At 51.5% G+C, this 14,911-nt stretch carries 24 protein-coding genes; 7 read left to right on the forward strand and 17 right to left on the reverse strand.

Annotation, left to right across the window (positions count from 1 at the left end; genetic code table 11):
* The 15 genes from Q1A48_RS18670 to Q1A48_RS18735 all read right to left on the reverse strand — a co-directional run.
* Positions 1 to 989, reverse strand: a 989-nt coding sequence (locus tag Q1A48_RS18670) for a phage portal protein (protein ID WP_299947943.1), incomplete at its 3' end; no start/stop codon positions are given.
* A complete protein-coding gene (locus tag Q1A48_RS18675) occupies positions 979 to 1,188 on the reverse strand; it encodes a hypothetical protein (RefSeq protein ID WP_299947945.1) in 210 nt (69 codons plus the stop codon). The genes Q1A48_RS18670 and Q1A48_RS18675, both read right to left, overlap by 11 nt.
* On the reverse strand, positions 1,185 to 2,933 hold the full coding sequence (locus Q1A48_RS18680; RefSeq protein ID WP_299947947.1) for a terminase TerL endonuclease subunit: 1,749 nt from the start codon (positions 2,931 to 2,933) through the stop codon (positions 1,185 to 1,187). Before Q1A48_RS18680 ends, Q1A48_RS18675 begins: the two co-directional genes overlap by 4 nt.
* A 3-nt stretch (positions 2,934 to 2,936) precedes the next feature.
* Entirely contained in the window at positions 2,937 to 3,380 is a 444-nt protein-coding gene (locus tag Q1A48_RS18685) for a phage terminase small subunit P27 family (protein ID WP_299947949.1), read from the reverse strand.
* Positions 3,381 to 3,472: 92 nt separating this feature from the next.
* Complete coding sequence (locus Q1A48_RS21955; RefSeq protein ID WP_366523441.1) at positions 3,473 to 3,856, reverse strand: HNH endonuclease signature motif containing protein; 384 nt, start codon at positions 3,854 to 3,856, stop codon at positions 3,473 to 3,475.
* Entirely contained in the window at positions 3,856 to 4,068 is a 213-nt protein-coding gene (locus Q1A48_RS18690) for a holin (protein ID WP_299947951.1), read from the reverse strand. The genes Q1A48_RS21955 and Q1A48_RS18690 overlap by 1 nt, the downstream gene beginning before the upstream one ends.
* A complete protein-coding gene (locus Q1A48_RS18695) occupies positions 4,065 to 4,553 on the reverse strand; it encodes a 3TM-type holin (RefSeq protein ID WP_299947953.1) in 489 nt (162 codons plus the stop codon). The genes Q1A48_RS18690 and Q1A48_RS18695 overlap by 4 nt, the downstream gene beginning before the upstream one ends.
* Positions 4,554 to 4,599: 46 nt before the next feature.
* Entirely contained in the window at positions 4,600 to 4,980 is a 381-nt protein-coding gene (locus tag Q1A48_RS18700; RefSeq protein ID WP_299947955.1) for a D-Ala-D-Ala carboxypeptidase family metallohydrolase, read from the reverse strand.
* Positions 4,981 to 5,399: 419 nt separating this feature from the next.
* The gene (locus Q1A48_RS18705; protein ID WP_299947956.1) at positions 5,400 to 5,789 is read right to left on the reverse strand and encodes a hypothetical protein; all 390 of its coding nucleotides are present in this window, start codon (positions 5,787 to 5,789) and stop codon (positions 5,400 to 5,402) included.
* Positions 5,790 to 5,846: 57 nt separating this feature from the next.
* Positions 5,847 to 6,092 (reverse strand): hypothetical protein, encoded by a 246-nt coding sequence (locus Q1A48_RS18710; RefSeq protein WP_299947958.1) that lies wholly within the window; start codon positions 6,090 to 6,092, stop codon positions 5,847 to 5,849.
* Positions 6,093 to 6,150: 58 nt separating this feature from the next.
* Positions 6,151 to 6,363, reverse strand: coding sequence for a hypothetical protein (locus Q1A48_RS18715; protein ID WP_299947960.1), 213 nt, complete (start codon positions 6,361 to 6,363; stop codon positions 6,151 to 6,153).
* 18 nt (positions 6,364 to 6,381) lie between these two features.
* Entirely contained in the window at positions 6,382 to 7,245 is an 864-nt protein-coding gene (locus Q1A48_RS18720) for a DnaB-like helicase C-terminal domain-containing protein (RefSeq protein WP_299947962.1), read from the reverse strand.
* A gap of 374 nt (positions 7,246 to 7,619) precedes the next feature.
* Positions 7,620 to 9,329: a primase-helicase family protein gene (locus tag Q1A48_RS18725; protein ID WP_299947964.1), complete on the reverse strand. Its 1,710-nt coding sequence runs from the start codon at positions 9,327 to 9,329 to the stop codon at positions 7,620 to 7,622.
* A complete protein-coding gene (locus tag Q1A48_RS18730; protein WP_299947966.1) occupies positions 9,329 to 10,360 on the reverse strand; it encodes a PriCT-2 domain-containing protein in 1,032 nt (343 codons plus the stop codon). Before Q1A48_RS18730 ends, Q1A48_RS18725 begins: the two co-directional genes overlap by 1 nt.
* 351 nt (positions 10,361 to 10,711) lie before the next feature.
* Positions 10,712 to 10,966, reverse strand: a complete 255-nt coding sequence (locus tag Q1A48_RS18735) for a hypothetical protein (protein ID WP_299947968.1) — start codon at positions 10,964 to 10,966, stop codon at positions 10,712 to 10,714.
* A 444-nt stretch (positions 10,967 to 11,410) separates the two neighbouring features.
* On the opposite strand from Q1A48_RS18735, the gene Q1A48_RS18740 reads away from it, so the two are divergent.
* A complete protein-coding gene (locus tag Q1A48_RS18740; RefSeq protein WP_299947970.1) occupies positions 11,411 to 11,710 on the forward strand; it encodes a hypothetical protein in 300 nt (99 codons plus the stop codon).
* A 1-nt stretch (position 11,711) separates the two neighbouring features.
* Complete coding sequence (locus tag Q1A48_RS18745; protein ID WP_299947972.1) at positions 11,712 to 11,909, forward strand: hypothetical protein; 198 nt, start codon at positions 11,712 to 11,714, stop codon at positions 11,907 to 11,909.
* Positions 11,910 to 11,919: 10 nt separating this feature from the next.
* On the opposite strand, the gene Q1A48_RS18750 is transcribed toward Q1A48_RS18745, so the two are convergent.
* Positions 11,920 to 12,186 (reverse strand): hypothetical protein, encoded by a 267-nt coding sequence (locus tag Q1A48_RS18750; RefSeq protein WP_299947974.1) that lies wholly within the window; start codon positions 12,184 to 12,186, stop codon positions 11,920 to 11,922.
* A gap of 146 nt (positions 12,187 to 12,332) precedes the next feature.
* Here Q1A48_RS18750 and Q1A48_RS18755 point away from each other — a divergent pair, with 146 nt between their 5' ends.
* Positions 12,333 to 12,764 carry a hypothetical protein gene (locus tag Q1A48_RS18755; protein WP_299947996.1) on the forward strand — a complete coding sequence of 144 codons (432 nt, stop codon included), beginning with the start codon at positions 12,333 to 12,335 and terminating at the stop codon, positions 12,762 to 12,764.
* Between the two features lie 17 nt (positions 12,765 to 12,781).
* Here Q1A48_RS18755 and Q1A48_RS18760 read toward each other — a convergent pair whose 3' ends face one another.
* Positions 12,782 to 13,219, reverse strand: coding sequence for a hypothetical protein (locus tag Q1A48_RS18760; RefSeq protein WP_299947998.1), 438 nt, complete (start codon positions 13,217 to 13,219; stop codon positions 12,782 to 12,784).
* A gap of 446 nt (positions 13,220 to 13,665) precedes the next feature.
* On the opposite strand from Q1A48_RS18760, the gene Q1A48_RS18765 reads away from it, so the two are divergent.
* From Q1A48_RS18765 to Q1A48_RS18780, 4 genes are all read left to right on the forward strand, one after another.
* A complete protein-coding gene (locus Q1A48_RS18765) occupies positions 13,666 to 13,971 on the forward strand; it encodes a helix-turn-helix transcriptional regulator (protein ID WP_299948000.1) in 306 nt (101 codons plus the stop codon).
* Between the two features lie 69 nt (positions 13,972 to 14,040).
* Entirely contained in the window at positions 14,041 to 14,400 is a 360-nt protein-coding gene (locus Q1A48_RS18770) for a helix-turn-helix transcriptional regulator (protein WP_299948002.1), read from the forward strand.
* Positions 14,397 to 14,735 (forward strand): hypothetical protein, encoded by a 339-nt coding sequence (locus Q1A48_RS18775; protein ID WP_299948004.1) that lies wholly within the window; start codon positions 14,397 to 14,399, stop codon positions 14,733 to 14,735. Before Q1A48_RS18770 ends, Q1A48_RS18775 begins: the two co-directional genes overlap by 4 nt.
* A partial coding sequence (locus tag Q1A48_RS18780) for a hypothetical protein (protein WP_299948006.1) occupies positions 14,732 to 14,911 on the forward strand: 180 nt, incomplete at its 3' end. The genes Q1A48_RS18775 and Q1A48_RS18780, both read left to right, overlap by 4 nt.

Here is a 14,911-nt window from a genome sequence, read left to right on the forward strand (position 1 = left end):
CGCCTCTCTGAGGGAGAGAGCAGATCCCGGAATATGCTCTGCTCAATACGCTTGAGCCAGGGCAGCAGGCTGTACACTACAAACTGAATGGACTGATGCTCTATATTTGAGAAGGTGGCTTTTTCCAGGTCGGCGATCATATGCGGCGGCACGCCAAAAATAGAGGCAATCTCACTGCGCTGGTATTTGCGCGATTCGAGGAACTGGGCATCCTCGGCGCTCATGCCAATCTGTTTCCATGTACTCTTCCCTTCCAGAATGGCCACCTGGTGCGCATTGGCTCCGCCCTGGTGCCGCTCATTCCATCTTTTTCGTAACCGCTCATAAGCTGGTTCTGAAAGTTCGCCCTCCAGTTGCAGAACACCGCCAGGCTTCGCACCATTGGAAAACAGCCTGGCGCCGTGCTCTTCCAGTGCCAGAGAGAGGCCAATACTCTCGCGGGCCTGACTAATCGGTGAGAGGCCGATGATGCCATTGGTGGATAGGCCGGCAATACGCCACATACGTTCCGGTGTGAGAGATCGAAAATCCCCGTCGTGTATCTCAAACACCAGCCGCCGGGTGGTTTCCGAACGTCCCACCCATACCTTGTCGGGGTTGATAGGCCAGACACCGCGCACCCGGCCGGCCCTGTCCCGCTCCACCTCGCTGAACCCATTGCCGCGCAGTTGCAGCGCGGCCATCAGCTGGGTGCGAAAGTCCATCGCGGTCATTTCCTCGTTGGGCAAATCGTGTAACAGCACCTGCAGGGGATGCTGGCTGGCAATCTCGCGATTATTTGCTCCAGTTTTGCGGTAGAGATTAAACGGCAGCGCGGCGACAGTTTCCGACAGAATACGCACACAGGCATAGACGGCAGCCACACGCATAGCGGTATCCGGTGTCACCGATTTACCCGATGCAGACTGAGGCGCGCTGAGGATATCCAACAGACCATCGCTGGGTTCCTTGAGGGTGCTGGTCTGAGCACGGAATAATTTATCCAGCATTGTTTATCCTATTCTCACGGGCCTTGAGGGATTCATCCACTGAAGTGGATCGGGTATTACGCCAGGCAACCAGGAGTCCGAAAGCCATCAACAGCACACCCACCACACAGAGCGCCAGGGGCTGGCTGATTTTCCAGAGGCCACAGGCAAGCAGCCCGAGGCCAAGAATAGCGATCAGGTCGGGGGTCAGTTTTTTCATAGGAATCTTATGTCTCGGTTTTCGTAGACGCTGGGACCAGTTTCTTCACTGGGAGCTATCGAACGCCCCAGTGCCATGATCGCAGCTACCGCCGGATCAATTTTTTCCGACACCCTGGACTTATCAAACTTGATATCCCCAGCAGGATTGGAGACAGCAACAACATTAGACATGGCAAACGATAGCCCTGGATTGTTGTGCCTTACCGCTCCAGTCAACACCAGACGCAGTAATTCTTTCATTGGAGCAGATATCGAACCTGTGCCTTGTCCCATGGTCACCATGGGCACACCTTCAGCTACCAAGTCAGTGACCAGCTGAGAGCTGTTGAAACGGTCATAGCCGATTTCCTTAACATCAAAGCGCTCACACGCAACCAAAATATCGCGCTTTATGTAGCTGTAATCACAGGCATCACCTGGAGTAATTACCAGGCAGCCATGCTCTTCCAGGTGCTGATAGACCTGCTTTAGCTGGCCACCCTTATCAATACGTTTCTGGAATGCGGCCTCTGGCAAATAAGCCCGTGAAATAAAGGTGTGTTTACCTGCGGGGCTTTTGAAATCTAGTGTCAATGCGGTCAAATCCTCGACCGAGGCCAGATCTACTCCCCCATAACAGGCCATACCATCCAGTTCAGACTCTTCTCCTTCGGTCCAGCAAGCCAGATCATTGAAGGATTTATCGCGGCACTGGTTCCAGCGCTCCATATTCATCCAGGTGGATTCACCATAAACCCAGATATTGAGGCGCCTGGTTTGAAACTCTACCTTTGCCGTTGGCATTTCTTGCGCTTTACGGCACTGGTCCTGCATATCTTCCAGGGAAACGGATACGCCTAGATTGGGGTTTGCCTTTATCCATGTGGATGGATCTTTCCAGTCATCATCGTCGTCGAGGGTGTAGATGATCCCAAAGAAGGCATCATCTTCCACCGTGCCTTCCAATACCTTGATGGCATATCCGCGTAGCTCGTAGCAAAAGCTATTTTTGTTTTTCCCTGCCGTGGTAATACCCCACATCAGCGGCTGGCGGCGGGCACCTCGCCCGGACTCAATGACATCCCACACCCCTGAATCGCGATGCGCATGCAGCTCATCAACAATGCCCGCGTGAACATTAAAGCCGTCCATGCTGTTGTAATCAGCCGCCAGCAGCTCCACTCGCGAATGAGGGGAGTTCCGTGTATCGCAGCGAATGGTGTTGCGCAGTGTAACCATGACCTTACGTAGCACACGATCCTGTGCAGCGATCTTACCGATGGTATCGAAAACCTCTTTCGCTTGTTCTCGCTTTGTGGCTGCGCAATAAACCTTGGCGCCGGGCTCTGAGTCCCCGGCTGCCATATACCCGCCCACACTGGCAAGCTTAGTTGTCTTGCCATTCTTGCGGGCGACCTCCTCATAGACCATGCGGAAGCGGCGCCATCCGTCTGCCTTCCTCAACCAGCCAAATACATTGGCATTGATAAAGCACTGCCAGTCACTAAGCACTATCGGCGAGCCCGCCCATTCGCCCTGGTAGTGTTTGCAATATTGATAGGTAAATCGAAAAACTTTTGCGGCTGCATTCTCATCGAAGACCAGACCGCGCTCTGCTCCCGTATCTAGATCGTGATACCAGCGATCAACCGCCAGTCGCACATAACGACATGCTGGTATTTCTCCTGAGCGGATCTGTTCAGCATACCGGTACGCTCTGTCTAGCCATTCTCGTGAGGGGTCAGCCAGTTTGCAAACTGGCATAGGCTATAACTCCAGTTCAGCTTGGTTGGGGTTTTCAACTCGAACATTCTGCCGCGCGCGAATAGTGATACCAAACTGCTTGGCCAACTTTTCGTATTTGTTTGAATGCCGCTCCCATTGGATGGCTTCCGGCGCTAACTGAGAATACCCATTAGGTGTTTCCTGGTATTCACTGCCGCGCTCCTGCAGCATCTCCTCGGCTTCCTTCATACGAGCGTAGGAGGTACAAAGAATCGCCAGAGCACCCTGATCAATTTTCGCAATGAGCCCGGCTTTCTTCAGCTCAGTACAAATAAACCGATAGTGCTTTTTCGCGTCTTTACTTAGCCAAGCAGGGCAGGGCGGAGCTTCACAAGCAATACCTTGAAATAAAGTAGCTTCTTCTCCCTGTGCTTTTTCTCGTTTTTCTTCCGCTGGCCTCAGCGAAACGACATTATCACTTTGCACTTGAATGCCCCCTGAGGGAATTAATCCCCCCCCCCTAAAATTTTACCGGTAATACACGCGTGATTAGGGCGGCGGTGTTGGTGAAAAGGGCTCTAGAGGCTTGACCCACCCCTCCCCCTAGCGCCGCCGCCCTCTTGCGCGGTTTTGCGGGCATGACAACGGCTGCATAGCCACTGTAGATTGTTGAGTTCATCCGTTCCGCCTTGAGAACGTGGAATGATATGGTCGCAGCAGTTGCCCTCAGTAAGTAGCCCCATGGCTGTGCAGCTCTGACATAAACCTTTCGCCCGTACCTTGACCAGCTCACGGTTTCGTAGGTACTTTTTGCTCTTGTATCTACGATTAGCCTGCTTACCCAAGCGCCGTTGATATTCGCCCCAGTTTGTTACTAGATCCTGATGCGAGTCGCAATACCCATTGGAGTTGCTGTGCGCTCGCTTGCATTTACGGCATGGCCGTTTAGCCTTTGTCGGCATTACCTTTGCTCCTGCTGCTCTCTCGCCATCTTGTGGCGCTGGTAGCTGTAGTACCAGTTCACCACAAAGGAAGCGATGGCCACCAAGGCACAGATAAAGCCGATGGGGTTTTGAATAAACAGGCTGTAGACACTGCCGATGGCACCGGCGGTTACTGTAGTGGCGTGGCCGGCCTTCTCAGCCAACTCTCGCATCAGATCGTGAATAGTCATTTGATTTTATCCGTCTGAACGCCAGTACGTTTGTCGATCGATCGCATGGCTCCCATCCCCAACATCCCACCTAGAATGCCCAATACATCAGTGAGGCCAAGGTCGGGATATGCGGGGATAGCCGGTAAAGGCTGCCCGAGGCTCGGATCAAATCCGGAATAGAGCACGATACAGTGGTAAATCCACACCCCAGTCAGCGCCATCGCCTTTGGGATAAAAGCAAGCCCAAGGCAGCTCGCACAGATCCAGCCAACTGCTGGACGCCAGCCGGCGACAAACACGCTCTTATGCTGGGCCTCAGCCTTGTTGACTTCCAGCTGGCCCAACAACAACTGTACCTGGGCGTTTAGCGCTGCCGTCTCACCCTGTTGCTTTAGCTCCTCCAGTTTGCGTACCTCTTCAGCACGCTTTATTGGGTCTGGCCATATACGCTCAATAGCCATCTTGCCAGCGTCGAATAGTGCCGTTAGTGGGTCAAAGCTCATTGGTTTACTCCAGTTGCCAGGCAGAACAGCCTGTTAAGACCGTTTACTAGGGGTAGCTCCAGATTGTGGGCTCTTCACGCTTGCCCGGTATAGCTCCAAGATCATCCAGATGCAGGAATCGGCCCTTGTGGGGACCATGCTGCTTCACTCCAATACCTGTAAACCCTTCCTCTATCGCAATCCTCAGCAGCTCATAGGCACGCCCACCTGAAACTGATACATCCACCGCCTGCCCCGTGGTGTGCGTCATGGTGGAGCCGATCTTGGCGCAGTGATCCTGGCAGCGATAACCGGAGGTGATCACCATAGGCTTGTTGAAGCGCACCCTGACCCTGATCAATCGGCGCAGCGTGTCATCCGAGAAGTGGAGTTTCCCGCAGCAACGGCAGGACAGCTCCTCTTCCGTAAAGTAGTCGTTATCGAACATTGGATTACCAGATACTAAAAAGCCCGCACTGGGCGGGCTCGGAATATTGACTGTGGTGATTGGCGTTAAATCACCCTTGCCCCAGCGGCTTAACTGGAATTCCTAACCAGTCTTGAGGAAATCCCATCAGCTCGAAATCATCAGGGTGTACCAGTACATGCTTCAATTGGAAATCGTTATAGAGAATCCACCTGTTCCAACGCTTGGCTATTGCAAAGCACCTGAGAATTTCTTCCATAGGGAATAGTAGTTTCGTGCCAGTCGGTCAAATTACAGCCATAAAAAAGCCCCGCTGGATTAACCAAACGGGGCTTTCAAAGGGGGGTATGGTCCCGCTGCACATACTTCGCGACAGCTTATATAAAGTTAGTCCATATGGACGTATGGTGTCAATACATACAGACTGTTTTTAAATACAGCTATGCGGCATCTTGCGACAAAATAAACGCTTCCACCGTTGCCTCGATAATTTGACACATTTTCTCAACCCAAGGTTTAGACTTGTTAACCTTCCTGGCCACATGCTGCATTTCCCATTGGTGGTAATACCGCAACCAGAAAACCGACCTTTCCAACGCGGCTTTCTTCTTATCCTGGCGCCTGGCGATTACATTCAGGTAAACCAGTACTGCGGCATCGGTGAGCGCTGATCTATCATAATCTATCGGCTCCGGGTACTGCTCATAGGTTGGCTTCATTCTTCTGGCGAAGGCAGCTATGCGAGGCCAGCTCACAAAGTCTCCTGTGCGATCTGGATAAGCGCGGGCCCACTCCCAAAGGCGTTCACGAATACTGATTTCACTGATCACTTTTGCCTCCAATGGATATCCATCGTAAACTGCGTGTTTACTGCTGCCACTCAAAACTCAACCTGTACCATTCAAGCCAGCTCGCTCCAGCTCCCGATTGAATTGGTGGGGACCGTGGAACACACCAACCACGTTAAGACCCTTCCCAATGCGCTGCTGAGCAACCACAGTATTGGCAAAGCCCACATCGTACAGGCCCTCGTACCGCTTTCCTTCCGGATTGTTGTGGAAAACAGCCAGCGGGCTTGCCTCGCTCGCGGACTCCAGCCGCCTTACAATTTCCTTTTTTGTCATCCAGCTCATAGATCACCCCTCCTTTTCAAGTTACTCAGACCTCACAGGCATGTAATAACCGCCGATATCAATTACATTCAGGGCAGGGCCTGCCCCGCTTAATCTCGGAAATGGATTCATCGCTCCTGACCCATCCAGTCTCGTAGCCACATTTTCGGCATTTGAATTCAATAGCATGGCGGCCAGCACCGTCATGGCCAGCATCCAATACGCGCATCATCACCCGTGGTGGCCTTCTGGGCTTGATGCCCGTAGCAGAGAACATATCCAGGGTTGTCATATCTCATTCTCTTAAAATTTAAGGAAACTTCGCCGGTGCGATCTGATGCACTTCATCACGCCACTCATCCAGACGAAACTGATCAAGTTTCGCCTTGAGGTTGTCAATACCAGTTTCTCCACGACGATGCTTGGCTGTGATGACTTCCATCAATCCAGAACCTGGGACATCGAAATCATCCTTGTCCTCTCGGTACAGCAGGGCCACTATGTCTGCGTACTGCTCTATGAGGCCAGAACTACCCAGTTGAGACAGATTAGGCCGACCATTCCCGGCAATCCTGCTATTGAACTGGCACACCGCCAGCACGGGGATATCCAGATCTCGTGCTAACGCCTTGAGCCCGGCAGAGACCTTGGCCACTTCCTGCTCCCGGCTCTGCCCAGCACCACCACGCACCAGCTGCAGGTAATCCACTACGATCAATGCCAGCGGGTTCTTACAGTGTTCACTGCGGGCACGGCTTACAATCTGATTAATGGTCAGGGCACCCTGGTCATCCACGACCATATCGATACCCTTGAGCTTGTTGACGGCATCGGTCATACCCTCACTGTGCTGTGCGTAGAAGCCTTTGCGGTCATCTGAGATGTCAGAGTCAGCAAGCCCTATGGGGATGCGCCCAACCGTGCCTACCAGCCGGCGGTAAAGCTCCTTGCAACCCATTTCCAGGGAGAAGACCAAAGTACGATTGCCGTTGAGGGCGTTGTGGACGGCTGCCTGCATAGCGAACACGGTTTTACCTGTACCAGTGGCACCGGTCAGGATAGCCAACTCCCCACCGCGCAAACCTTTCCAGCGGCGGTCGATACAATCCCAGCCGGTATTTACCTGCTTAACCTGCTTAACCTGCTCTACAGTCTCAAGGCGATTCCTGGTCATATTTCTATCTCCGTAGCGGTATAAAGGGATTTCAAGTGGTTCAACTTCTGGTACCTATTTTTCTATCTCACATTTCGCAAAACTGTATACCCCGTACACCACCCGTATATTAAAAAAAATAGGTATACGGCCCTGTAGCCCGCATGGTTACTGGTGTTTGTTACGTTCCCGTATACCCGTAGGGCAAATTGCTACCTCTCGTGCGAGAAAAAACTTCAACTTTGTAAGCAGAGAAATCCCATACATGCGCGCGCGCACGCACGAGTAGATATACGGGTATACGGGAACAGTAAGAGTGCTAGCAACCATGCGGGTTACAGAGCCGTATACTGTATATTCATCATGTACGGATTCTATACGGTGGTATACGGAACTCATGCCGACTGCTCCTCATAGAATGCGCCAATCTCATCGCGAAACGCTTTCACACACTCGGAAAGCCACGTCTTTTGTGTTTTCCCACCTGGTGGCCCATGTATTAGGAAAAAAGTGCCTTGCACTCCTTTTTTGACACCCTTGCCAAATCCACCGGGGGTGTCGTACTCAAGTCGGTTTTTTTTCTTCACCCTGGTCGCTATTGCTTCAGAAAACCGGTTCATATCCATCTGATGAAATCCGCCCGCTCTGCACCACTTCCGGTACACGTGGTAGAGATCCCCACTGAGGCAGGTATGAAAGGGTGCTTCCGTTTCTCCTGCCTCCCAAGCCAGGTAAAACACCTCCCAACTGGGCAGACCGAAACTGATCAATCGCTGCTTAGCTTCTGTCATCGGTGGTTTGATGCGGGCATCAAAACCGTCCAGATTCTGCTTTAACAGCCAGCCGTAGAAAGCCTCTGCACCGCCATTGTCGAGTTCCGCACCCACGCCCTTTTGCAGATCTAGCGGCAGAGATTTCTCAGGCCACACCACCAGAAACCGGCGATCTTTTGGTTCCACCGGAAATGGCAAAACCTCATTGGAGAGAAAAACACTATTCATGTAGTTCGCTTCCTCCCAGCCGCTGACAAATTTCTTCTCTATACGCGTTGTGGCACCGGTAATCATCTGTTTAATATTACCCGTTTGGGAATACTTCTTGTCCCGAGAGAAAATTTCCTCAAATACACCCCACAACAAATTTGATTTCCAGTCCGTATAGGTGCTCTCAATCTGGTGCTGTCCCAGAGTTGCACTGTAATCCCCGTAGACCTTACGCATCACTCCATCGAAGAATAACGACTTACCCGACCCATGCACATCCGAATGCACCAATAACGCCGTTTCCATTTTCGAACCCACATACTGCACTGGGAAAGCCAACCAACACACCATCCATCGCCACACCTCATCGTCGCAGTTACACAAGTGCCACAACAGCGCCCGGATATTGCGACACTTGTCCAGATTGTGCATTGGATTCAGGGGTAGCCGCTGAAAGGTATTGATATGCGTTTTGGGGTCAACTTTTCGGGTAGGATCAAACACCACATTTTTCTTCGGCACCATTTTGCGATCAGGATGGCGATACCAGATTTCATAAGCATCCGGAAAAATATGCTTCACCACCTTCAGAGGGATACGCTCCCAGGGCTTGCGATCCCACACCTCTTCCGTTCCTTCCAGCAGAGTAAACCGCCCCAGCATCTCACCCACGCCCCCCGCCCCCTTCTGGGCGGCCTGGCGTGATGCAATAAACTGTCGTACATCCTGCTCCAACACCTTTCGCTTATCACCGGAGGCCATATACCGACCATGCACCTCAGCCCCCACCTCGGCCCGGAACGCCGCCGACTTCATTTCCCGATGTAAGTGCTCGTCCCACACCTTGGTGGTACCGGAGATCAGTGCAAACCGTTTAAGCGCATCAGCCAGGGTTATTTCCTGTGCCGCTCCTGTCAGGGAAGGGATGGAAGGTTCAGGCGGCGACGCAGCACTTTCATCCGGGGGCCCCTCATTAGATGGGGAGTGGGGGAAGAACATCACATTCTCCATAAACGCATCCCACTGTCGCCGCACCTCACCCGGCGGGCCGTTTACGTGGACATCGCAAAAATCGATACCCTCGTAGTTTTCCCCATAGCTGTCTTCAGAAGACTCAGCCATCACGCCACCTCTTCCATTTCCTTAGACAGAGTGGGCACCCACACAGCCCCACCCACAGCCTGAGCCGCCTTGGTTGCGTGCGCTACCCCTGGATTGCCCTCGGTTCCGTAGTCGTTATCTGCGGCAAATACCAAGGGCAGCGTGGGGTACTTCTCACGCAGCTTCAGCGCTACAGGCATCAGATTGCCGCAATCAAAGCACACAACCGCCGGGCAGCCTGTGTCCTCATACACACTGGCGCCAGTGGCAAATCCTTCTACCAATATCAGGGACTTATGTAGATCGGGCTTTCCCAGCCAGGAAAACAGGCCACTTTTGCGGCCTCCGCGCAGAAACAGCTTGCTCCCTTTAGGCGTGATCACCTGCAGGTTCCACAGCTTGCCATCTGCATCCACCAGAGGAATGGCAAAAAAGCCTTTCTTGAAATAGTGAAACTTGGGGCGCTCGGATTTGGGTACTGCAAAAAAAGCATTGATTTCAACGCGATTAGTGACACGCTCTAAAATCTTCTCCCTTTGCACCACCAGAACAGCGGAGTGAAAGAACCTGGCACCATGGGAACGAATTCTCTTTTTGCCAAGGTACTCACTGCGGCCCACTGGCTTTAGGTCATTCATTATCAGCCGTGCAATTTCAGCTACCTGTAACTGACGCCGGAGTTTTTCAGCCGTATCACGCTCAGCTTCCGCCTCGCGCTTTCGCGCTCGGTCTGCCTTCTCTCTTGCAAAGGCTTTCTTTTCTTCCTCGCTATATTCATGGCGCTCAAAGGCAAACCCTTGTTCCTTGGCCAGAGCAAACAGAGTCCCTATACCAATACCACCGCCACCAGTAATGCTTTTCCAGGTTGTACGTGCAGCATCCCTGTCATACTTGTCCGAAGTTGTGCTCCATTCATTCCACGGATCATAGCCTTTATCACCAAATTCCGACTTGATCGCCATAGCTATTTTCGCCCAATCATTGCGACTGCAACTGGCGTCCAGATAGGTCAACGCACGGTAAACATCTTCCAGTGTACATAGGTCGTACATGATGAAATCTCCCTAAAACGGACCCGAACAGGGTGCCGTAAATACGTGTTGGCCTTGCCCGGCTATCCTATTTTCGGGCAAGTGCCGTCATAACCATCGACATAAACCAAGGGGTGAAATGTCCTCACGGCCCACCCCCTGAAACAACCTGGATCTTTGTGAAATATTTCTTGAGAGCCCACTGAAGCGTTACGTCGTCAAGTTCTTGCAGGGCAAGCGCTAGGTCTGTTGCGTCCGGCGCTCTCCCCCTGGGCGAGGGAATGGCTTTGAGGCATTCTTTACGCTTGTTCAACGCACTAATTGCAAACATCTCATGCATTGTCATACGTGGTAGCTGTTGTTCCCTCTGGCTCATTGTGGAAGCCCCCTCAACCGCTCCAAATCCTCACGCTCACTTTCAATAACACTTACCCACTCACCTGCAAGATGGGCACCCAAGGTGGCCAGTTCCTGCGTAGTGGGGTGGTTATCGGGCATGAAGGAAATAGCGAGAAATAGAGTGCGCAGCTTTTCTACGGCTTCTAAGCTAACGCCAGCGAGGTCAAGGGATTGGGTAATAAACTGATCTGCCCGAGCAGCGGGCACAACTGGGGCGTGGTTAGGCATGATAGCCTCCTTCGATTGCGGGTTATCCGCCACCAAGGAGGTGCAAAGCTCGAAGTGGTGGCGGGGTAAACGGGTTTGCACTACCGCTCGAAGGAAACGGCGGGCCCGAAGGCCCCCCGAATACCCCACCATAACAAGGAGGTTTCGCGCACAAAAAAAGACGCATACAGCTAGAGGCGTCTTCCCGGCGCCTTCGACATACGGGGTGCAAATCCCGGCCCCCGATTTTGCGGGAGCGGGATAAGCATAGGACCGTTCCCCGATTCCTGTCAACCGGGAAAACTGGCTTTTCCGTAAAGACGCCTTTTGCATTTTTTATGCCTTCCACCAATAACTTTTGCAATGATTCAGTGCCGATCTCTCCCGGCTGTCACACCACTGGGCAGGTGTCGCCATTCCCGGTATGCTGAAAGCTCCAACACAAACAGCTCACAAGGAAGAACCATGCAAGACGTCAATATCAAACTGGACCTCACAGAAGTGGTCGCAATTCAGGATGCAAAACTTAAAGGCATTTGTGTCGCCCTAATCTTGTTAATCCTCGATCTCTGCAAGACTGAAACAGTGGACCGAGAAAAGCTCTACAAGCGAATTAGCTTGGCCATCAGTCGCTCGGATAAGCAGGAGCATGGCGAACAAACCCGAAACTATCTTGAACACATTCGAGATTTTATTTCTCCAGAACAAAAAGCATCCGAAGGTGATGTCATTAACTTTCCTGAAGCGGCTCCTGAGAGCCAATAAGATGCTTCAGACTACCGATAAACTGCTCGGTGCTTTCTCCTATTGCCTCTGTATTAGCGACACACAGAACCTGATCATTACGGGCCAAGTGACGCGAGAGGCTTTCGGCTACCAAGCCCCCACCTTGATCCGTTTTGAGGAATTCCGCGACCTCATCCTGTATGCTTTGCTTGTCCATCCTTTTCTCCTGTATGAATGACCATGGTTGGCTATTGATTAACCAGTTCTTGCCTTGCCTCCATACTGCTATTGGTGGCAGGTAAGGGGTCTTCGCCCCAGATGTCCGGGCGGATTTCTTCCAGAGTTAGCTTTCCCTTGAGGACTACAGCCAACTTACGGGCCAGCTTGGGACCAGGTGGCTGTTTGCCGTTCCCATACGCAATGCGGTTTAGGTAGGCGCCAGTAGTCCCCACTTGAGCCGCTAAAGCTTCACGCTCGACCAAGGGCAGAGAACGAAGGTAGTGATGTATGCTCATGACAAAACTATACATTCAATGTTTAGTTTATAGCAAATATTATTTACTTCCCAATGATTTCTTGGCGCAAGGCAAAACATATGGGGATAATTTTTGCTTGCTAAAGGTTTGGTAGAGTTAGGGGAGAGTCAGAGATTTGTACAAAGATGGACATTAACGATATTCGACGAGCAAATTTGCGCCGCATAGCCTCCAACTACAAAAGTCGGGCAGAGTTTGCAAGAGTACTAGAGCGCTCTGAGCAACAGCTTTACTATCTGATTGGACGCTCGGCAAGCAAACCTATAGGCGACCGTATTGCCCGAGATATTGAGAACCAGCTCGACCTGCCTCGCGGTAAACTGGATCTTTTGGAGGAATCAACAAAAACGCCAGCCACTGCATCCGATGGTGTGAATTTAGAGGTGCTACAGGACTGTATAGTTGCTGTCGAAGGGGAAATAGACGCTCAAAAACTTGAAGGCATCCCCGCAACCAGAAAAGCTCAGGCGATTGCGCTTGCCTATTCTGCAACCATGGCCAGCGGTAAAGCCCAGGTTGTATCAGTGGATTTTATAGTGCGAACTCTTGCCCACTAAATCATTGTGGGTATTTTTCACTTCCCCCGATAGACCATTCTAATCGCAAAACTCGGGTCCATAACTTCGACCGAATGTGATTGTTCAGTGTATGCGTAAACAGTGGCTATAGCCCTGGCTCTTGCTTCTGCTGACATATACTTAATGTCAAGCTCGGTTACTTTTCCCTCTACTGCTGAGATGCAATCTACAAGCAGGTCGATATTTACGCCGCTCTGACTAGTAACTGTGCTTGACTTCTCTTTATGCACAACATCGAGCCAGCCCTTCTCTTTATTACAAGTGGCCTCTATGCGTCTAGCTACGGTAGTACCTATGCGACGCCGAGGGTTTGGCCCAATCAGTTGGGAGAGCTGAGAGGGGGCCATGCCCAGAACTCCTGAAAACTCTTTGAGGTTGTCAAACTCCCTGGAAAGCTGCCTAGCATTTTCTAACCGAATATCGCCAACCTCCATTTGCATGTCCCTCAAGTAGATCAAATTTCAAGCGCACTCTACTATGCGAAATGCTTCTTCTCTATCACTGTCTGACAGACACCTTATGCACTAGAGATACTATCAGACTAAAGATTCTCAAGGGCTAGTTGATACCAGCAAGAGTTGTCATCATTAGCCCATATTCCTGAGCAGGGCCGCCTGATACAGTGCTGACATTGCTCTGGGATGACTGCCATCAAGCTCGATCGTGCAACATCTCTCGTTTCAGCATCCATTATTTTTTGTTCTACGTCCAGCAACTCAATAAGCATCATGCCCTCCCAAAACACATCATGTGTAGTGCACAACATTCATGTCGTGATCCTCATCACCATACGGGTTTAATTCAGCTTAAGGAAGAGTAAAATTTATACACCTTTGATGGATTTAGTGCCAAAACTCCTAATATTTTGCCGAGTTCTCCGATGCACCAGCTTGGTTTGATAATTAAGCAACACCGTGAACTTCTCGGGCTGACTCAACAAGAGCTGTCTACTAAGCTTTATATTCCGTTAACTCAACTGCAACGAATTGAGCAAGGGAAGGCTAAAACTATTTCCCCTGTTTTATTGAGGAAAATTGCTCTAGTTCTCGCACTAGACGGCAATACCTTGCTATCACTCCCTCCGTGTCCAAGCCCTTTACAGCACCAGATAGAGCTGTTGCCCTCTCCAGCCAAACATTATCTTGTTAAGTTTCTCAAAGAAATAGCCGCCGATTTCGAAAACTAACTAAACATTTTATGTTTACTTATCTAAATACTGAGTGTAGAGTTGGTTAGATCCTTTTGGAGAACGGCCATGCCCGGCACCAGCTCAACCTCTCAGCACAGCAAATACAGAAAACTGGCCCCCCGCCAGGCAGAAGCCCTTACACACCGCGCCCGCGGCCTTAGCAATGCTGAAACTGCCGCCGCCATGCGCTGCTCTGTCGCTAATGTCGCCAACCTGTTGACCGAATGCTTCTTTAAATTGCACGCACGTAACAGTACCGATGCCGTCGCTAAAGCCATCAAACACGGACTCATACAGTTCACTCTGATCGCCTCAGTCATTAGCGGCGTTGGCACCGATAACCAAGAGCAGCTCCGTACCCGCTTCCAGCGCCGACCCACCGTTAAAACTATTCGCATCCGTAACCAGGGAGGGAGTGCCGTATGAAAGGCATTGAGTATGTAACAACACCAATCACAGAGACTGAGGGAGGCTGCCGTAGGCCAATAGTCGGCATAGAAACCGTTGTGCTACATGGCAACCCCCTCGGGGAAATGATCTGCCGCCGCAATTTGGGCGGGTCATTGGATTATCACGCAGTCCTAAACCTCGACCACAACACTATTCACGAAGTCTTGGGTTCAGGCTTGGCACAGGGCCACGGAACAAACCGTGAAGAGGCTATAAAAGACGCCTTCATCAGCAGCCGGGACGCTGCAACTAATTACCTCGCAGCCCTCGATCACCTCGCACAGCAAATCAATGAGAGCGAGTTCGCATGAACTCTGAAACGGCTTCACCACCGGACTACAGCGCCCCAGCCTTTCTGGAAAAAGCCGCTCAGCATATGCGCGACCGTGCCGTGCAGCGAGATAGCGAAGACGGCGAGCGCTCCATGGCCAAAACCGTTGCCGCTTTTAATGCCCTCTACGGGTTTGATCTCACGGAAGAGCAGGGA

It is taken from the genome of uncultured Microbulbifer sp., from assembly GCF_947489355.1.
In the GTDB taxonomy this organism is placed as follows: Bacteria; Pseudomonadota; Gammaproteobacteria; order Pseudomonadales; family Cellvibrionaceae; genus Microbulbifer.

Excerpts from the sequence above, each read along its gene's own strand:
- Q1A48_RS18675 (WP_299947945.1), bottom strand. The coding sequence starts at position 1,188 with ATGAAAAAACTGACCCCCGACCTGATCGCTATTCTTGGCCTCGGGCTG.
- Q1A48_RS18680 (WP_299947947.1), bottom strand. The coding sequence starts at position 2,933 with ATGCCAGTTTGCAAACTGGCTGACCCCTCACGAGAATGGCTAGACAGA.
- Q1A48_RS21955 (WP_366523441.1), bottom strand. The coding sequence starts at position 3,856 with ATGCCGACAAAGGCTAAACGGCCATGCCGTAAATGCAAGCGAGCGCAC.
- Q1A48_RS18690 (WP_299947951.1), bottom strand. The coding sequence starts at position 4,068 with ATGACTATTCACGATCTGATGCGAGAGTTGGCTGAGAAGGCCGGCCAC.
- Q1A48_RS18695 (WP_299947953.1), bottom strand. The coding sequence starts at position 4,553 with ATGAGCTTTGACCCACTAACGGCACTATTCGACGCTGGCAAGATGGCT.
- Q1A48_RS18700 (WP_299947955.1), bottom strand. The coding sequence starts at position 4,980 with ATGTTCGATAACGACTACTTTACGGAAGAGGAGCTGTCCTGCCGTTGC.
- Q1A48_RS18710 (WP_299947958.1), bottom strand. The coding sequence starts at position 6,092 with ATGAGCTGGATGACAAAAAAGGAAATTGTAAGGCGGCTGGAGTCCGCG.
- Q1A48_RS18715 (WP_299947960.1), bottom strand. The coding sequence starts at position 6,363 with ATGACAACCCTGGATATGTTCTCTGCTACGGGCATCAAGCCCAGAAGG.
- Q1A48_RS18720 (WP_299947962.1), bottom strand. The coding sequence starts at position 7,245 with ATGACCAGGAATCGCCTTGAGACTGTAGAGCAGGTTAAGCAGGTTAAG.
- Q1A48_RS18725 (WP_299947964.1), bottom strand. The coding sequence starts at position 9,329 with ATGGCTGAGTCTTCTGAAGACAGCTATGGGGAAAACTACGAGGGTATC.
- Q1A48_RS18730 (WP_299947966.1), bottom strand. The coding sequence starts at position 10,360 with ATGTACGACCTATGTACACTGGAAGATGTTTACCGTGCGTTGACCTAT.
- Q1A48_RS18735 (WP_299947968.1), bottom strand. The coding sequence starts at position 10,966 with ATGCCTAACCACGCCCCAGTTGTGCCCGCTGCTCGGGCAGATCAGTTT.
- Q1A48_RS18740 (WP_299947970.1), top strand. The coding sequence starts at position 11,411 with ATGCAAGACGTCAATATCAAACTGGACCTCACAGAAGTGGTCGCAATT.
- Q1A48_RS18745 (WP_299947972.1), top strand. The coding sequence starts at position 11,712 with ATGCTTCAGACTACCGATAAACTGCTCGGTGCTTTCTCCTATTGCCTC.
- Q1A48_RS18750 (WP_299947974.1), bottom strand. The coding sequence starts at position 12,186 with ATGAGCATACATCACTACCTTCGTTCTCTGCCCTTGGTCGAGCGTGAA.
- Q1A48_RS18755 (WP_299947996.1), top strand. The coding sequence starts at position 12,333 with ATGGACATTAACGATATTCGACGAGCAAATTTGCGCCGCATAGCCTCC.
- Q1A48_RS18760 (WP_299947998.1), bottom strand. The coding sequence starts at position 13,219 with ATGGAGGTTGGCGATATTCGGTTAGAAAATGCTAGGCAGCTTTCCAGG.
- Q1A48_RS18765 (WP_299948000.1), top strand. The coding sequence starts at position 13,666 with ATGCACCAGCTTGGTTTGATAATTAAGCAACACCGTGAACTTCTCGGG.
- Q1A48_RS18770 (WP_299948002.1), top strand. The coding sequence starts at position 14,041 with ATGCCCGGCACCAGCTCAACCTCTCAGCACAGCAAATACAGAAAACTG.
- Q1A48_RS18775 (WP_299948004.1), top strand. The coding sequence starts at position 14,397 with ATGAAAGGCATTGAGTATGTAACAACACCAATCACAGAGACTGAGGGA.